Here is a 14106-nt window from a genome sequence, read left to right as displayed (position 1 = left end):
CGATAAATCCATCGCGCAGTGCAGCACTGCGCCACCGTATGTGGGCGCCTTGGCAACATTGCGCGCCTGCGCCGGCGCCTTGCCGCTCTGCACGCGCAACTATGCTGCCCTGCAGCGTGATGTTGCGAATTTGTTAGCGCTAACATCGAGCGCGCTGATCGTCCATCTCCCCCATCGCACCATCGTCGCGCCGCACACCGGCAGCGGCACTCCCTGCGCAGGGGCGATGCGTGGGACATCTGCTACCTGTTAGGGAAGGGATTACGGTGAAGAACAGCTACGCACGAACCGCGTTGTCCTGCGCGTTGGGATCCACCCTGCTGAGCATGGCTAGCACTGCCGCCTGGGCACAGTCCGTTACGGCCGACAGCGCCGCGCAAACGCCACCGCCTGCTGCCGGCGACACCAATGCAGTGAAGCAGCTCGATACCGTCACGGTTTCCGGCTACCGACGCAGCATCCAGTTCTCCACCGACGCCAAGCGCGATTCGGTGGGCTTTGCCGACACGGTGTTTGCCGAAGATATCGGCAAGTTTCCGGACATGAACATCGCCGAGTCGCTCAACCGTATTCCCGGCGTGCAGCTGGCGCGCGACGTCAACGGCGAAGGTCTCAACATCGCCATCCGCGGCCTGGGCACCAGCTTCACCAAGACCACGCTCAACGGCGCCAGCATCGCCACTGCTTCGATCGGCCTGAATGCGCAGAACCAGAACCGCGAAGTCGATCTGAATCTGTTTCCCACCGAATTCTTTACCCAGCTCACCGTGAGCAAGACACCGACCGCGAGCATGCTCGAAGGCGGCGTGTCCGGTGTGGTGGACATGCGCAGCGCGCGCCCGTTCGACCGCCCCGGCGTGCACTTCACCTATCAGGCGCAGGCGGACTGGAACAGCACCAGCGAAAAAACCACGCCACGTGGCGCTTTCATGGGCAGCTGGACCAATGAAGCAGGCACCTTCGGCGCGCTGCTCGGTGTGGCGTCGGTGCGCAGCAAACTCGGCGTGCGTGGCTTCGAGAGCGTGGGCTGGACCAATCCCGGCCTCACCTACACCCAGTGCGGGCTGACTCCGCCGGCGGGCACGCCGGCCACCAATCAACCCACCGCGTGCAACGTCAATGGCGGCGGCAACTGGCGCATTCCCGACACGGTGCCCGCCACCGCCGGCAGCGGCCTCACCACCGGCGAAACCATCGATGCCGCCTGGCTGCTGGCACGCAACCCAGGCCTGAGCATCGACCAGATCAGCGATGCGCTGATCCCGCGTCTGGGCCGCCGCGTTTACATGAGTGGTGATCGCGACCGCGATGCGTCGGTGATGTCGCTGGAATGGCGCCCCTCCGACAGCATGCATTTCTACCTGGACACGCTGTACTCCGAAGCCGAGCGCACCACAGAGCGCATCAGCATGAATCTGATCGGCCGCAACGGCAACATGATCCCGCTCGGCATGCAGCTGGATCAGAACAACGTGGTGACCAGCGCCAGCTTCGCCAATGCGCAGTATTTTCTGGAAGCGCGCCCATACCATGAAAACGTCAAGTTCTGGAGCGTCAATCCTGGTGCGGAACTGCTGTTTGGCGCCGAGCAGGACATCAAGCTCAATGTGCAGGCCAATGCCACCCGTAGCTGGCTCGCGCGCGAATCGCCCAGCATTCTGATCACCTCGCCGTTCACCACCGTCGAGTACCGCAACGAAGGCGGCGACCGCCCCAGCATCACCAGCCCGCTCGATCTCAACGACCCCAATCTGGGCTGGGGCTGGACGGGCGGCCGGGTCAATATCCAGAACGAAAAGCGCCAGACCGAAACGCGCGGCGCGCGCGCCGATCTGCAGTTCGGCGAGGACAAGCGCAACGTCAAGATCGGTGCGTCCTACGACATGGCCGAGCGCACCATTCGCGGCTTCGACAACAGCACCGCCTGGGAACAGGTGGTGTGCCGCGGCGACGGCGGCAACGTGTGCAATGGCGGCGCCGGCTCGGCAATCCCGAACTCGGCCCTGGCCAGTTATCTGAAACCTGGCCCGGACGGCTTTATCACTGCCGACTTCTCCCGCTTCCTGGCCGACACCAACTACTACGCGCTGCGCGATGCCGCACCAGAGAGCAACTCGGCCAACACCGGCGCTTCGACCGGCGGCATCCGCGAAAAAAATCTGGGCTTCTACATCGAGACCAATGCCGAAGCCGAGGTCTGGAACCGCACCATGCGTTTCAACGCCGGTGTGCGTTATGTGACCACCGACCAGACCATTACCGGCCCGGTCACCATCAATGGTGTCCGCAGCGTGCAGGTGCTGGATTCGGATTACAAGGAAACCCTGCCCTCGTTCAACGTGGCGTGGGACGTGGCCGACAAGGTGGTCATGCGCCTGTCCAGCTCACGCACGCTGACCCGCCCCGATCCCAGCGCGATGCTGCCCAACACCAACTTCAGCGATCCTTCCGCGCAGACCGCCACGCAGGGCAATCCGAACCTCAAGCCGTATCTATCAACCAATGTGGATTTCGGCGGCGAGTGGTACACCGGCGGCGAAGGCTATGTGGGCCTGACCCTGTTCAACAAGCGCATCACCGGCTTCACCGTCAACGGCATCCGCCGCATTCCGTTCAACGAGCTGGGCGTGAGCTACGACACCCTGTTGCCGATCCAGCAGGCCGGCCTGGCCCAGCGCGGCGGCCCCAATGCGGCCACCGTGGATGTGCAGACGCAGGTCAATGCCGATGGTGTGCTCAATATCCGCGGCACCGAGGCCATCTGGGTTCAGCCGCTGGACAAGCTGTTCGATGGCCTGGGCTTCAGCCTCAACTACACCCACGTCAACCAGCAGTCCGAAGGCGAAGGCGTGCCGGCGGTAGCCGTCGGTGTCGCACCCAACCTCTGGAACGGGACCGTCTACTGGGAAAAGGATGCGGCCTCGATCCGCCTGTCCTACGCCTGGAACGACGACATGGTGATCTCCGGCGCCAACCAGAACGGCATTCCGTATGCGCGCCTCAACGCCGACGCGCGCGGCCAACTCGATATGTCGGCGAGCTACGCACTGGATTGGCTGCCGTCCAAGCCGCAGATCACGCTCAACGTCACCAATATCACCAACGAGCCGTTGCGCACGACCTTCGCCTGGCCCAACGCCACCTACGATCTGTACGAGCCCGGGCGCACCGTCATGCTCGGCATCCGCGGTACCTTTTGAGTGTTGTCGTCATCGGTCGCCGTTCCTCCCAGCGGCGACCGGTGGCGCAATGCGCGCCGCGGCGTTTTCCGCGGCATTCTTCGAGCCCGCCCCACCTCATGAACGATCGGTCACAGCAGCTCTCCGTGCGCGAAAAGATCGGCTACAGCCTGGGCGACCTGGCCGCCAATCTGATCTTCCAGACGCTGGTTACTTTTCTGGCGTTTTTTTATACCGATGTGTTTCGCATGCCTGCGGGCGTGGCGGCCACGTTGATCTTTGTGGTCGGCATGCTGGGCGCGTTCGTGTTCACGCCCATCATCGGCATCCTGGCCGACCGCACCCGTACCCGCTGGGGCAAGTTCCGCCCGTGGATCCTGTGGACAGCGCTGCCCTTCGGTGCCTTGTCGCTGGCCGCCTTCAATACGCCCGCGCTCGGCGAGCAGGGCAAGATCGCCTACGCGTTTGCCACCTACACCTTGCTGATGCTGGTGTATGTGGCCAACAACCTGCCGTATTCGGCCTTGAGCGGGGTGCTCACCGGCAGCATGGAACAGCGCAACAGCTTGTCGGCGTATCGCTTTCTGGCGGTGACCTTTGCGCAGTTCATCATCCAGGTGCTGCTGCTGCCGTTGGTGTTGATCCTGGGCAATGGCGACAAGGCACAGGGCTTTCGCAACACCATGGCGCTGTTCGCGGCGGTCGGAACGCTGTGCTTTTTGATCACCTTCTTCACCACGCGCGAGCGTGTGCTACCGATCAGCGAACAACGCAACAGCGTGCGCCAGGACCTGACCGATCTGGTCCGCAACAAACCTTGGCTGGTGATGCTGGCGCTCACCATCCTGATCTTCATCAATCTCGCCATGAAGGGCGGGATGTACATCTACTATTTCAAGTACTACCTCGACGCCAACGCGTTGACGCAGTTTCTCGATCATGCCGGCTTCAACCGTTTCATCGCCGGGATCAACAGCGTGCTGACCGGCGCCGGCATGAGCGCATTGCACTGGCCGCAGGACGCACCAACTTCCGCATTTAGCATCTTCAGCGCCGGCGGCATCCTGGCGATGATCGTGGGCATCGGTTTTTCCAAACGCCTGGCCGACCACTATGGCAAGCGCAATGTGTTCGGCGGCGCGCTACTGATCTCCACGCTGTTCCTGCTGGCGTTCTACCTGTACCCGCCGAATGCCATCGGTTGGGTCTTCGCCTCCTATGTTCTGCACGGGTATTTCTACGGCATCACCATCCCGCTGCTGTGGGCGATGATCGCCGATGTGGCCGATTACTCGGAATGGAAGAACCACCGCCGCGCTACCGCGATCATCTTTTCGGCGATGTTGTGCGGCTTGAAGATCGGCCTGAGCGTAGGTGGCGCACTGGTCGCCGGCATCCTGGCGTTCTATGGCTACGACGCCGCACTGCCGCAGCAAAGCGCGGCAGTCACCAATGGCATCCGCCTGGCCATCAGCGTGTACGCCTCGCTGCCGTTCCTGGTCGGCACGGCACTGCTGGCGCTGTACGAAATCGACAAAGCGCTGGAAACCCGCATCGAACACGAACTCGGCGTGCGCCGACAAACCGCCACGCTCGCCACTCTCTGACCTCCCCTTTTTTCCTTTATGCACAGGTACGCGCATGTCCGATGAGCTGCAAACCGCTGCACTGCAGGTCCTGGCGCGCACCGCCATTTCCGCACCGCTGGTCACCCATCTCTACACCGCCGACCCGTCCGCACATGTATTCGACGGTGCGTTGTATATCTATCCCTCGCACGACCTCGATGCCGGCGTGGCCTTCAGCGACGACGGCTCGCATTTCGACATGGCGGACTACCACGTGTTGCGCATGGCACACCCGGGTGCAGCGGTGGAAGATCTTGGGCAAGTGCTGCACGTGCGCGACGTGCCATGGGCGCAGCGGCAGATGTGGGCACCGGATGCGGCCCAACGCAACGGCAAGACCTATCTGTATTTCCCCGCCAAACGCGCCGATGGCATGTTCCAGATCGGCGTAGCGGTGGGTGACCGCCCCGAAGGTCCGTTCGTCGCAGAGCCACAGCCCATCGCCGGAACGTTTTCGATCGACCCAGCCGTGCTTGCTGCCGACGACGGCGCGCACTACCTGTACTTCGGCGGCATCTGGGGCGGCCAGCTGCAGCATTACCGCGACAACGCGTATGCGCAGACGCATCAGGAACCGGTGGGCGACGCACCTGCACTCGGCCCACGCGTAGCGCGCCTGCATGCGCACATGACCGAACTGGCCGAACCCGCCCGCGAAATCCTCATCCTCGACGAATACGGCACCCCGCTCCGCGCCGACGACCATGCCCGCCGTTTCTTCGAGGGCCCCTGGGTCCACCAACACGCCGGCCGCTATTACCTGTCGTATTCCACCGGCGACACCCATCTGATCTGCTACGCCACCAGCGACTCACCTTACGGCCCGTTTACTTATCAAGGCGTCCTGCTTGCACCAGTCGTGGGCTGGACCACGCATCACTCCATCTGCGCGTTTGAAGACCAGTGGTATTTGTTCTATCACGACAGCGTGCTCTCCGGCGGCCAGACGCATCTGCGCAGCATCAAGATGGCGCCGCTGGAACATGCTGCAGATGGAACGATCGCGATGATTTATCCGTATGGGGAAGAGGCGGTGTCGCCTTGGTGAGTGCTGTTGGGCAATGTCTCCTGATATCCATGCAGCCCTTATCGGCGGACCTCAGTGATGGAAGAAAAGTCCTTTCGCCTCGACGCTGCAACGCACCGCGTGGCCATCACTGCAGCTGATCGTTGAACCAACACTCCCCGGCGCTGATTGGACATTCCTGGCGTCTGGGTGTTTCTTCATCTGCCTCTTGAACACCGATAACCTGGCAAACGTCACCGTCATGTCGCAGGCACGATGGACGGTCTTTCGCCTGGGCTGGAACTACATCGCATGGGCTCGCATCCGGACGCAGGGCAGCTACATACTGCTGAGACGTGCCCTCTTTAGGAAGAAGTGCCATGCAACGCAGTTCGATGCTGTTGTTACTCACGCTCGCGGTTTACGGGAGCGCTAGCGCAAGCGATGCACGCGCCGCCCTGCCCCGCGCAGAAACCGTCGACGTGCCGCGCTTCATGGGCAACTGGTATGTCATCGCACATATTCCGACCCGCCCCGAGCGCAACGCCTACGACGCAGTAGAGAGCTACGCGCTGCGCCCGGATGGTCGCATCCAGACCACCTTCACATTTCGCAAGGGCAGCTTCCAGGCGCCACTCAAGTCTCTGCATCCGGTCGGCCAAGTTGCAAAGGAGGGCAATGGCGCGCTCTGGAGCATGCAGTTCCTCTGGCCGTTCAAGGCCGAGTACGTGATTGCCTGGCGGGACGCAGGCTATACGCAGACCATCGTGGCGCGTAGCAAGCGCGATTACGTCTGGTACATGGCGCGTACCCCGCAGGTCTCAGATGCCGACTATCAGCAGGCCGTTCAACGCATTGCCGCCATGGGTTACGACGTCTCACAGCTGCGACGTGTGCCGCAGTCAATGCGCTGATGCGGGCTGGCTATAGGAGGATCTGCACGCCGTGCGGTCCTCCGAACTGGCCGAGCCCGTCAGGCGTCTTTCGTGTCCACAGAAAACTCCCATCCATCGTTCAAGCCGCCCAAGGGCTTGGCTTCGGTTGCCAGCTCTTCCTCGAACGCGCAAATCGCCTTGTACGACGGCACCATGCTCGGATACACCGTGACATCCATGGGAAACGCCGTGTTTTCCGGGTAATGACAGCAACGAACTTTCTGCTCAAAGCGAAGCAGCATCACTGAGAACTCAAGCGCCGTCTCCTTGGTAGGGAAAACCACCGAAAAAGCGATTTCCCGCGGCTTTGAAAGGTCGACCCCTTGTTGCGCAATGTGCCAAAGGGTGTCGCCGTTGTCGTCTTTGGGATACAGACTCGGATCTCGCTGCATAACGCTCTCATCAAATATTGGCCGGAACAGCCAGTAACGCCAGGATCTTCGCCGTTGGGCTGGAAAGCCAGCGTCGATAGTATCCAAAGGCGGCACGGCGATGCTTACGTCTCCGGCCTGCTGCTGACCGACTGACTGACAATGAAACGGAGTTAGCCTGGGGCGAGGAGGCATGCGCGATTGTGCAACTTGGGCTTAAACCGTGCCGCTAGTGTTCAACCGGTAGTGCTCCCTCTCGACTAGCACTGGGGTCGGCGATCCGCCGCAGGAAGTCGTCCGAGATCAGGGGGCGACCCTGCGCCAATGGCATGCCATCGCGCTGCGCGTACATCCGTGAGGCGTGCTCGAAGAGATCGGCGAGCAGCTCGCCAAAGTCCTCTGCACCGCCGCCCAGATCGCTACTGATGCTCACATGCAGCGGTTCATTCGCCGCCCACAGACGCAATCATTCAAAGGCATCCGGATCTGCCAATGCATCGGGCGGGATCATCAATTCTCCATCGTGCATATTTCCCTCGTCGGGTGGGGACGCACGGCAACGCGCCATGTGGCAGCATCGCTGCCTTGCGTTGGCAGCGCGCACTTGCGGAATCGGTGCTAGTGACGCCGGCAGTGATGAGGCTGATAGACGCCAGCTCAGGCCGGCGCCGTCTGCGTCGCGTTGCGCCTCAGGGAACCCAAATCAAATTCATCAACTGCGGATCGGCGGTCACCTTCACCAGCTTGCCGCTGGGGCCGAACTGCACCTGGTACTCAGAGAAGCTGTCGCGCCAGTAGCGCCACAGCGAGGCTTCCAGGTTGGGGTTTTCGCTGCTGATCGGGTAGCCGACCGCCATCAGCACCTGTTCGCGGGTCATGCCGCCAGTGAGCTTGCCGTCGGTAATGGCCTGGCGAATCTTGGGCGGGAAGGTGGCGAGCTTGAGCTTGGGATCGGCGGTGATGACGTAGCGGGCGGCAAAGGCGGTGTTGTCCAGGTCGCGGCTGTAGTCGTTGCCGATGGACTGCTTTTCGCCGGCGATCTTGAGGTTGACGCGGTTGCGGCCAAAGCCGGTGACGCTGACCGGGGTGCCGACCGGGAGCACGCGCTTGCCGTCTTCGGCGTAGTTGCTGTCGCTGATCCAGCGACCGTCGGTGCGCAGGTTGCAGCACAGGAAGCCGTCGTATTTGGCGACGTCGGCGGCGCTGGCCAGGTTGGCGGCGGTGAACAGGCCCAGGGCCAGCAGGGAAGAATGTAGACGCATCGAAAGACTCCTTTCTCGACGGCCGTAGCCGCGCGGCAATGATGAATGAGGCGCGCCGCCGTTTCCCCGCGGCGCGCCGGCATTGTCGCAGTCCACCGCCACTTGGCAAGCGTGGGTGACGCGCGCAGCCTGGGGTTGTGTATGCTTCGGGGGGTGGAAACCCTGTCAACCGCCGAGATCGTCGAGCAGATCGCCGAGTTGCGACGCGCCCATCGCGCGTTGGACGAGGAGATTCAGCGCGTGCCCGCGAACATGGACGACGAGCTGCAGATGAAGCGCTTGAAGAAGCGCAAGCTGCACATCAAGGACTGCATCACGCGCTTGGAGATGGAACTGGTGCCTGACGAGCCGGCCTGAGGGCTGGTCGGGGGTTGGCGGTGGTTTGATATGGCTGCTGGGTGGTCTGTTGGGCTGAGCCGCAAAGTCTTGGCGCATGTAACTGCGCATACGCAGCGAGAGGCTTCCTTCTCCCACCGGGAGAAGGTGCCGACGGGGCGGATGAGGGTACGAGTGCTGAGAATTTCATCGGGCCACGTCGCTCTACGCCGACAGCGCACGTCGGACTCCAACCAGCGCGCGCCCTGCCAGTTCCAATCCCGTGCTGGCGCCGTTTCAGTAAGCGCCCGAACCCTTTCAACCAGCACGCAGCAAAATCTTGCCGCGGCGGCCCGGTTCGGCGCTGGCCGCTGCCGCCTTGGCCGCATCTTCCAGATCGAACACCGCTTCCACCGGCAGCGCCAGGCTGCCGTCGAGCGCGGCCTTCAATAGCTCGCCGATCATGCGCCGCTTGTCCTCGGACTTGGTGGCCTGCATGACCTTGCTGCCCCAGAAGCCGCGCACGGTGGCCTGCTTGAAGATCACATCGCCGCTGGAAATCTCCAGGGGCTCGCCGGTCATCGAGCCGAAGGAAATCAACTCGCCACCTTCGGCAAGCAGGCTCATCAGCTCGCCAGCTGCCTTGCCGGCAACCGAGTCGATCGCGCACACGATCGGTGCATCGCCGGCCAGCGCGCGCACGGCATCTTGCCAACCATCTTGCGCATTCGACACCGCGTTGCCGATGCCCAGCGCTTTCAATTCGTCCACGCCGGCGTCGCGACGCACCAGGTTGATCACGCTGATACCGCGTGCCGCAGCGAGCATGGCGACCGTCTTGCCGACTGCACCGTTGGCGGTGTTCTGCACGATCCAATCGCCCTTTTTGACCTGCAGGAATTCGATCAGCATCAACGCGCTCAACGGCATGGCGATGAGCTGGCAACCACGGTCGTCATCCAGTGCGTCGGGCAGCGGAACCACACCGGTTGCGTCGGCCAAAAAGTACTCGGCCCAGCTCTCATGCACGCCGGCCGCGACGACACGCTGGCCGACCTGCAAGCCCTCGACACCTTCGCCCAGCGCATCGATCACGCCCGACCCCTCGCTGCCGCCGATCGCCGGAACTTCGGGCTTGTAGCCGTAGTTGCCGCGCACCGTCCACAGGTCGTGGTTGTGGATGGGCGAGCGCCGCATCGCGATGCGGACCTGGCCCTTGCCGGGTTGCGGTGTGGGTCGGTCGCCGAGTTCAAGCACCTTGGACGGATCGCCGAACTGGGTGTGGATCGCTGCGCGCATCGAGATCTCCTGCCGGGCACGCCTGTGGTCCAACGCACCCGATCGTGATGAAAGGTGGCGCGATGCTATCGGCACGGCTGCAAGAAGCGGATGAAACGAACGGAACTGCTGTGTGAAGTTCACGGCGTTGGTGAACAACGTTGGGGGTGAATCTGGTCTGCTGCAGCGCTGGAGGATTTGCGTGCTGACCAACCCTCATCCGCCCTTCGGGCACCCTCTTCCGTGGGAGAAGGGAAGCCTCTTGCGCGTCTTCGCCTACCTACATGTGTCATGCCATTGGCCCGCCCTCACGTACTGCAGGGAGACGATGGCAGTTGCGCCGCCGACTTACTCAGCCGGCGGCGGCACCACGTCCGGCTTGGCCGCCGCCGGGCTGACGCGCTCGATGGTGTGGCGCAGCTCGCGGCCGAGAATGAACTTGGCATCCTTGGCCCAGGCATCCAGACGCTCGTCGAACATCAGCTTGCTGTTCTCGTCCGGCCATACCAGACGCAGCTCGCGCAACTTCTGGATGAAGCTGCGGAACAGGGTCTTGTCGAAGAACTCCGGTGCGGCCGGCGCGTACAACAGGCTCAGGCGTTGCGCGGCCTGTTGGCACAGGCTTTCCAGTTCGCCGGCACCGAGTACGCCGGGACCGTTCTTCACCAATACTGAAATGGCGATGTAATAGCGCTCGAACGCCTGCTGCAGCGAATGCCCAATGGCACGCAGGCGGAACACCTCGTCAGTCTGCCCGGTGTTGCGTGCCAGGATGCCGCCATCGTCGTCGGTGACGTTGAGCAACAGCCCTTCGCGCACGAACATGTCGATGGTTTGCTCAATGCGTTCGGCAAAGCGATCTTCGCTCCACGGCAAGAACAACTCGGCCTGCAGGAACGGGTACACCGTGCGGCCCAGGCGCAACAGACCGGCGCGGCTCATGCGGCGGTTGTTCTGGAAGCAGCACGCCACCCAAGACGATGCCGTAAACAAATGCAGCACGTTGTTGCGGAAGTAGCTGAGCAACACCGCAGTGTCGCCGCTGACGCTCAGCACATCGCCCAGCGGGTGCGACACGCGCGTGAGCACGTTGATCTCTTCGGCGTGAGTAATAATGCGCGCTGGCGTATGCGGGGTGACGGTGACGCGGTCCGAGTACGGCATCTCGGCCAGCAGCTTCTTGCACAACTGGATCTGCGCGATCAGGTCGGCCTCGCCCATCGCGTGCTTGGGCGTGGACAGCAAGGCCAGCGCCAACAGATTGATTGGATTGACGTCGGCGGCACAATTGATGCGGGTCTGGATCTGCGTGGACAGCGTGTCCACTGCCGGTGCCAACCAGGTGGGTTTTTCATCTTCCGGCAGCGGTTGGCCGTCCCAGTCGGGTGCGTGCTTGGCCAACACGTCGTTGAGTGCGATCGGCTCGCCGAAGTTCACCACCACCTGGCCATAGTTCTGCTTGAGCACTTTGGGAATGGACCACAGCAGGCCCCAGATGGATTCCTTTTCCTTCGGCCGTCCGGTGAGTTCGTCGAGGTAACTGTTACCTTCCATCAACTTCTCGTAGCCGATGTACACCGGCTGGAACAGCACCGGCTTTCGCGGCTGGCGCAGATACGCGCGCAGCGTCATCGCAATCATGCCGCCCTTGGGCTGCAGCAGACGCCCGGTGCGCGAACGCCCGCCTTCGACGAAGTATTCGATGGAATAGCCGCCGGCCACCAGCTGGGCGACGTATTCGCTGAGCACTGCCGAATACAGCGCGTTGCCTTTAATCGAGCGACGGATGAAGAACGCGCCGCCCTTGCGCAGCAGCGTGCCGACCACCGGCAGGTTGAGGTTGATGCCGGCCACGATATGCGGCGGCACGATGCCGCGTTCGTACAACAGGTAGCTCAGCAGCAGGTAATCCATATGGCTGCGGTGGCTGGGCACGTACACCACTTCATGCCCGGGCGCGGCCTGTTTGAGCTTGTCCAGGTGGTGCACCAGCACGCCGGCGTAGATGCGGTTCCACACGTGGGTGAGCAGGAAGCTGGCCGAGCGCACCACCGGGCTGGAATAGTCGGCGGCGATTTCCCATGCATAGGCATGCGCCTTGCGCCATGCATCGACCGGCTTGGAATTATCGCGCTTGGCCTGGATGGCGATAGCTTCGCGCACCGACTCGGCGGCCAGTACCTGGTCCACCAGCAAACGCCGGGTGGACAAGTCCGGGCCGATCACCGCTTCACGGATGCGCCGGAAGTGCGTGCGCAATACGCGCTGCAACTTGCGCAAGGTGCGCTCGGGCGGCAGCCCTTCGGCCATGGTCTGGCGCAGCGAAATCGGCGAAGCGAACCGCACGATGGTGGTGCGGCCGTTGAGCAGTACCGACAGCAGGCGGCGGAAGCGGCCGACCAGCGCCCAGTTTTCCGAGAACAGCACCGCAAACCAGCCGCTCTGCTTGTCCGGCGCACGGCCAACGAAGATCGACACCGGCACCAGATGCACGTCCAGGTCGGCACGCACGCGATGTGCCTGCAGTAACTTGGCCAGCGAATCGGAATGGGTCTTGCCGCCGCGCTGCTCGGGAATCAGCGAATTGCTGCTGCTACGTCGCGACAGCGCCAGGTAAGCGCGCTTGCGCTCCAGCGGGTCGCCCGGCAACGGCACCAGCGGCGACGGCAGACCGACTTCGCGGCAGGCCTTGTCCAGGATCAACGCATTGGACATGCCGTAGTCTTCCAGCACGTACACCACCGGGCGGCCGTCATCGTAGCGACCGGGCTGGTCCGGCTCGATGGTCAGGCTCAGCCAGGGGTCTGCCAGGCGGCCGAGCAGGCGCGCCCACCAGGGGCGCTTGGCGCTACGCGCAGCGGCAACGCCGGGCGCGATCGATGGCACGACTTCCGGCGGCACCGGTTCGGCGAGCGGCAACGCCGCCATCGTGGCACCGGTGTCGGCGACGGCAGCGCTGGGCGGGGCGGGCTGGCCGTCCGGGAACGGCAGGGGATTCTGTTCTGGCATCACAGTCATTATCGCCCAGCCGGGCGTTGCCCGGTGTCGGCAGGCTTGGCCGGCGCGCCCGCTGCAGTGTCGGGCGCTGCAGTCGCCTCGGGTAAGGGGGCGGCCTGGGTGCTATCGAGCAGCGCCTGCACCTCGTTCTGGGTCTGCAGCTGGTACCAGTGGCCATCGCGCTTGATCAGCGCCACGGTCAGATCAATGGCGTGGGCGGCCAGCGGATAACGCAGCCGTACCTGGGCGGTGTCGCCGTCCTGCTTGATCAACCCGGTGCGCAGCGCATCCAAGCTGCTATCGATCGACAGGTCGTAACGCTCCAGCACCTTCTTGCAGGTTTCCCAGAACGGCCCGAGCCGGCGCAGGCTCTCTTCCATGCCCAGCCGCTGCAGATCGGCATCGGAGGTGATGCCGGTCGCGCGCGCGGCAGTGACCAGATCGGCAATGCTGGCCTTGGCGCGTGGGCGATCGGCCAGCGGCGCGGTGGCAGCCCAGGCGCTCAGTGCATCGACCAACTGCACGTAATGCGCGCGCTGCTCAGGCTGGTAATCGTTGCGGCTGCGCAGGTATTGCACGCCGAACTGGCCCAGCGATTGCGCAGCCTGGGCAATGCCCTGCGCCTGGCCGGCCAGCTGAGCATCGAAGGCCTGCTGCAGGCTGCGTTCGGCACCGGGCGCCGACAACGAGCCCAGCAGCGTGCCCACTTCATTAGGACGCGGCAGTTCGGTCAGCGGCCAACGGCTGGCACCACCGCGCCACGCCGCTTCCAGCTGGGTGTATTGCGCAGGCGTCACTCGAATGCGCGCGTATGCCACCAGATCGTTGCGCCGCAATGGCAAGGTCATCGCCTGCATCGCCGCGGCCGGCTCGGCCTTGGCGCCGGGCAATGCAGGCGCGTTCTCGTTGCGCTGGCAGCCGCTCACGCACAGCGCGGCCAGCAGCAGCCACGCGGCGGACTGGAACCGCCCTGCGCGGACGGTAGGTAGCGACATGCGCACGATGTTCCCCCTGATCGATCGGCGCATCTTGCTGTCTGAATGCATTGGCGGCAAGGCAGGCCTTAACCGTGCGCTGGGGTATGGTCTGCAGATGTGATGTTTCGTCGTTCCCTGACACGTTGTCGACCAGTGTC

The 14106-nt window shown here is 63.4% G+C and carries 11 protein-coding genes; 5 read left to right on the top strand and 6 right to left on the bottom strand.

The features are described 5' to 3' along the window. Nucleotides 1-266 precede the first annotated feature (266 nt). From NX05_RS02355 to NX05_RS02340, 4 genes are all read left to right on the top strand, one after another. Entirely contained in the window at nt 267-3200 is a 2934-nt protein-coding gene (locus NX05_RS02355) for a TonB-dependent receptor (protein ID WP_039430715.1), read from the top strand. 98 nt (nt 3201-3298) lie between these two features. Beyond that, nucleotides 3299-4786, top strand: coding sequence for an MFS transporter (locus tag NX05_RS02350; protein ID WP_039430712.1), 1488 nt, complete (start codon nt 3299-3301; stop codon nt 4784-4786). A gap of 34 nt (nt 4787-4820) precedes the next feature. Further along, nucleotides 4821-5855 (top strand): glycoside hydrolase family 43 protein, encoded by a 1035-nt coding sequence (locus NX05_RS02345; protein WP_039430708.1) that lies wholly within the window; start codon nt 4821-4823, stop codon nt 5853-5855. Nucleotides 5856-6193: 338 nt separating this feature from the next. Beyond that, on the top strand, nt 6194-6727 hold the full coding sequence (locus NX05_RS02340; RefSeq protein WP_039430705.1) for a lipocalin family protein: 534 nt from the start codon (nt 6194-6196) through the stop codon (nt 6725-6727). A 59-nt stretch (nt 6728-6786) separates the two neighbouring features. Here NX05_RS02340 and NX05_RS02335 read toward each other — a convergent pair whose 3' ends face one another. The 3 genes from NX05_RS02335 to NX05_RS02325 form a co-directional block, all read right to left on the bottom strand. Continuing rightward, nucleotides 6787-7140, bottom strand: a complete 354-nt coding sequence (locus NX05_RS02335) for a ribonuclease E inhibitor RraB (RefSeq protein WP_039430702.1) — start codon at nt 7138-7140, stop codon at nt 6787-6789. 208 nt (nt 7141-7348) lie between these two features. Further along, nucleotides 7349-7552: a DUF5076 domain-containing protein gene (locus NX05_RS02330; protein WP_230597596.1), complete on the bottom strand. Its 204-nt coding sequence runs from the start codon at nt 7550-7552 to the stop codon at nt 7349-7351. A gap of 256 nt (nt 7553-7808) precedes the next feature. Then, complete coding sequence (locus tag NX05_RS02325; protein ID WP_039430696.1) at nt 7809-8381, bottom strand: hypothetical protein; 573 nt, start codon at nt 8379-8381, stop codon at nt 7809-7811. Between the two features lie 153 nt (nt 8382-8534). Here NX05_RS02325 and NX05_RS02320 point away from each other — a divergent pair, with 153 nt between their 5' ends. Continuing rightward, entirely contained in the window at nt 8535-8738 is a 204-nt protein-coding gene (locus NX05_RS02320; protein ID WP_017112409.1) for a YdcH family protein, read from the top strand. 276 nt (nt 8739-9014) lie between these two features. Here the strand turns inward: NX05_RS02320 and NX05_RS02315 are convergent, their stop codons facing one another. From NX05_RS02315 to NX05_RS02305, 3 genes are all read right to left on the bottom strand, one after another. Continuing rightward, a complete protein-coding gene (locus NX05_RS02315) occupies nt 9015-9995 on the bottom strand; it encodes a zinc-binding dehydrogenase (protein ID WP_039430693.1) in 981 nt (326 codons plus the stop codon). A 327-nt stretch (nt 9996-10322) separates the two neighbouring features. Then, nucleotides 10323-12992: a glycerol-3-phosphate 1-O-acyltransferase PlsB gene (gene plsB / locus NX05_RS02310; RefSeq protein ID WP_039430690.1), complete on the bottom strand. Its 2670-nt coding sequence runs from the start codon at nt 12990-12992 to the stop codon at nt 10323-10325. Further along, nucleotides 12992-13966: a hypothetical protein gene (locus NX05_RS02305; RefSeq protein ID WP_039430687.1), complete on the bottom strand. Its 975-nt coding sequence runs from the start codon at nt 13964-13966 to the stop codon at nt 12992-12994. Before NX05_RS02305 ends, plsB begins: the two co-directional genes overlap by 1 nt. Nucleotides 13967-14106: the final 140 nt, after the last annotated feature.

This window comes from Xanthomonas vasicola, assembly GCF_000772705.2.
GTDB classification, from domain to species: domain Bacteria; phylum Pseudomonadota; class Gammaproteobacteria; order Xanthomonadales; family Xanthomonadaceae; genus Xanthomonas; species Xanthomonas vasicola.
This window is presented reverse-complemented; position numbering and strand designations above follow the sequence as displayed.

What these genes read in the sequence shown, in the direction of transcription:
- NX05_RS02350 (WP_039430712.1), top strand. Translation starts at nt 3,299, where the DNA reads ATGAACGATCGGTCACAGCAGCTCTCCGTGCGCGAAAAGATCGGCTAC.
- NX05_RS02325 (WP_039430696.1), bottom strand. Translation starts at nt 8,381, where the DNA reads ATGCGTCTACATTCTTCCCTGCTGGCCCTGGGCCTGTTCACCGCCGCC.
- NX05_RS02335 (WP_039430702.1), bottom strand. Translation starts at nt 7,140, where the DNA reads ATGCAGCGAGATCCGAGTCTGTATCCCAAAGACGACAACGGCGACACC.
- NX05_RS02305 (WP_039430687.1), bottom strand. Translation starts at nt 13,966, where the DNA reads ATGTCGCTACCTACCGTCCGCGCAGGGCGGTTCCAGTCCGCCGCGTGG.
- NX05_RS02315 (WP_039430693.1), bottom strand. Translation starts at nt 9,995, where the DNA reads ATGCGCGCAGCGATCCACACCCAGTTCGGCGATCCGTCCAAGGTGCTT.
- NX05_RS02340 (WP_039430705.1), top strand. Translation starts at nt 6,194, where the DNA reads ATGCAACGCAGTTCGATGCTGTTGTTACTCACGCTCGCGGTTTACGGG.
- NX05_RS02345 (WP_039430708.1), top strand. Translation starts at nt 4,821, where the DNA reads ATGTCCGATGAGCTGCAAACCGCTGCACTGCAGGTCCTGGCGCGCACC.
- plsB (WP_039430690.1), bottom strand. Translation starts at nt 12,992, where the DNA reads ATGACTGTGATGCCAGAACAGAATCCCCTGCCGTTCCCGGACGGCCAG.